Here is a 2,882-nt window from a genome sequence, read left to right on the forward strand (position 1 = left end):
AGGAAGCGACAAAACAACAGTCATACTCTCGTCTTTTGTCGCATCCTGGACGAGGAAGCGACAAAACAACACCACATCCCCCGTCTAATGTCGCAACCTCTGGAGGAGGAAGGAAGCGACAAAATAGTGTTGCAACCTAGAGGGTGAGGCCACATAGCGCTTCCCCTTATCATATTAAAGCCCCCCTAGTACTGGTGACTTCACAATATTTTTGGGACTATTTCTTTCGTTTTATCCGACCCAACAAAATCCACTATCTAATAATCTAAAAAGTGATTATGATTAGCTTACTAGAGTTGATTTTACAGTGGTAAAGGGGTGTGTGGCTTGAGAAAATGTCTTACGGTCATAATTCTATTTTTACTAGTTTTTACAACAATTCCTGTCTATCAAATGGAAGGTACTGCCCAAAGTGTTCAACAACCTAACGTTTCGGTACGGTTAAGTAATTACTTGGGAAATGTAAATGAAGTTCAGATTCAAATAACCGGTAATTATGTTTTAAATCAAACGATTCCCGTGGAGAGTGGTAAAACATATAGAATAAAAAACGAAAATGGGACACTTGTAATGTTTGAAGGGACAAAAAAATTACACACTCTAAATGAAATTACCTTTGTACCTAGTATATACAACGAACAACATCAGATTCGAATCAACAATCGTCCATACCTAGGTACCATGAAATTTGTTCCGCAAGGTTCTTTTGTAAGACCTGTCAATACATTACCAATGGAAGATTATATAAAGGGAGTTGTCCCTCATGAGATGCCGGCATCGTGGAATTTAGAAGCCTTAAAAGCGCAGGCCATTGCAGCCCGGACATATGCGGCATCACAGGGAACAAAGGTAATTGAAGATACCGTCAGTAATCAGGTGTATGCAGGCTATGCATGGAACCAAAACAGTACGAAGGCAGTGAATGATACAAGTGGTCAAACTTTAATGTTCGGTGGGAAAAATATCTCTGCGGTTTATTCGTCAAGCAATGGAGGTAGAACAGAATCAAATGTCAATGCATGGGGTAGCACTGCCTTGAGTTATCTTCCAATCAAGGAGGATCCACATGAACCAGTTAATAGTTCCACGACTTGGTCTTTTAAAATTGACAAGACTCAAATTGATTTAGCTGGTCTTGACCTTACAAAACCAGAAGTATGGTGGTCTTCCACTAAGGAAAAGGACACGATTATTCCAACGAATATAAAAACATGGTTAAACAACAACGGATATCCAAATACGGAAATTAAAATTGTATCGATCCCAACCCTTAAGTTTTCTGATCAACTCACATCAGGAGGCCGGGTGAAAACAGGGGATATTACTGTTCAATTCTTTGTTCGCTCCAATGCATCAAAGGAGTTTGACAGAAACCCCGATGGAACAATAAGGCTCCATACTGTGGAGTTTAAAAATATACCAGCACAGCGAATTCGGGCGATGATTGGACTTAATATTGTCAAGAGCTATTTAGTAGATAAAGTATCAGAAACAGGTACTCAAATAACTGTCAGCGGAAAAGGGTTTGGCCATGGAGTTGGAATGAGCCAATGGGGAGCAAGGGGGATGGCTGACAAAGGATTCAAAGTGAATGAGATTCTGTCATTCTACTATCCTGGTACGAATCTGACACCTGTTGTCACCTATGCCCCTCCACCAACACCTGCTGTTCCGAAGGAGGAACCGAAGGAACAAATCGTTCCATTGGCAGTTTCCAATACTCGAACAGAATTTGACAGCAAGAATAATCAAGTGATTGTACGTTATAACTTAAATCGAGATGCGGAAGTGACCATTTCCATAAGGGATTCCTCTAATAGATTAGTAGGGACATTGATTAAAGACGCCGTCAGAAAAGCAGGTAATTTGGCACAATATTGGACGGTAACCTCAGTGCCAAATGGGACATATTCCATCACAGTAAATGCTAAAGATTCTGAAGGTCAAACAACCTCCGCGACGGTACAGCATACACTAGTAGGTACTCCACCGCCAAGCGTACCTGTAATTACGGAGCCATCAGCGACTCAACCAGTGCAGCAGCCGGTAGCAACAACGACAAAACCAGTTCAGCAAGCTCCAACCCCTACGCCATTGGCGAAAGTGGGGACAAGGGTGACAGGGAAGGTAAATGTAAGTGCTGCAAACATCCGTAAGTCCGCTACTACGTCATCTCCCATTGTAGGGAGGGCCACGTTAAACCAGAATGTCCATATTCTTGGCCGGACAGGAGACTTTTACCAGGTGAAATCCGGTAGCGTCCGAGGTTTTATACACGTGAATTTACTCACGATTAACCAGAGACTTTCTGATAAAAATAATACGGCCGTGATCGTCAACGGGCGAGTGGCGGATGTGAAAGGAAAACCCATAAAGCGAAATAAGACTGTTTATGTTCCCCTTAAAGGATCGGTGGAGACATTAGGACTAAGTTATAGCTGGAATAAGTCCCAAAATCGAGCAACTGTAAAAGAGGGCAAAACGACTATCACGATGACCTTAAATAGTCGAAATGCAACGGTGAAAGGAAAGAAAGTCAAATTAACCAATTCACCGGAGATGTTGCAATCCAAAGTGTATGTATCTTTAAGAACATTAAATGAGACCGTAAACGCAAAAACGTACTGGGATTCAAAGGGTAATATCATTTGGATGAGTAAATAAAAAAGTGTAAGGATTCCTAAGTATACCGTTTGATTGATATAGTTCTGTAGTAAAAGCAAACACTATGTTTTCCTAAAGAAAACATAGTGTTTGCTTTTTTGAAAGATAAGTATAAGTTTATGAACCTTCGGGCATTGTCTAGCTCCATCGCCTACTCGCTGCGGGGCACTTCGGAAGTGACAACTGAAGTCAAAGAGCGGACTTCAGGTTGTCATTCC

General features: G+C 41.5%; 1 protein-coding gene. It reads left to right on the forward strand.

Going from position 1 to position 2,882, the window contains the following annotated elements; all coding sequences use genetic code 11:
• Positions 1-327: 327 nt before the first annotated feature.
• Entirely contained in the window at positions 328-2,664 is a 2,337-nt protein-coding gene (locus tag KS419_RS00960; RefSeq protein WP_217064227.1) for a SpoIID/LytB domain-containing protein, read from the forward strand.
• Positions 2,665-2,882: the final 218 nt, after the last annotated feature.

This window comes from Evansella tamaricis, assembly GCF_019042215.1.
Classification (GTDB): Bacteria; Bacillota; Bacilli; order Bacillales; family Salisediminibacteriaceae; genus Evansella; species Evansella tamaricis.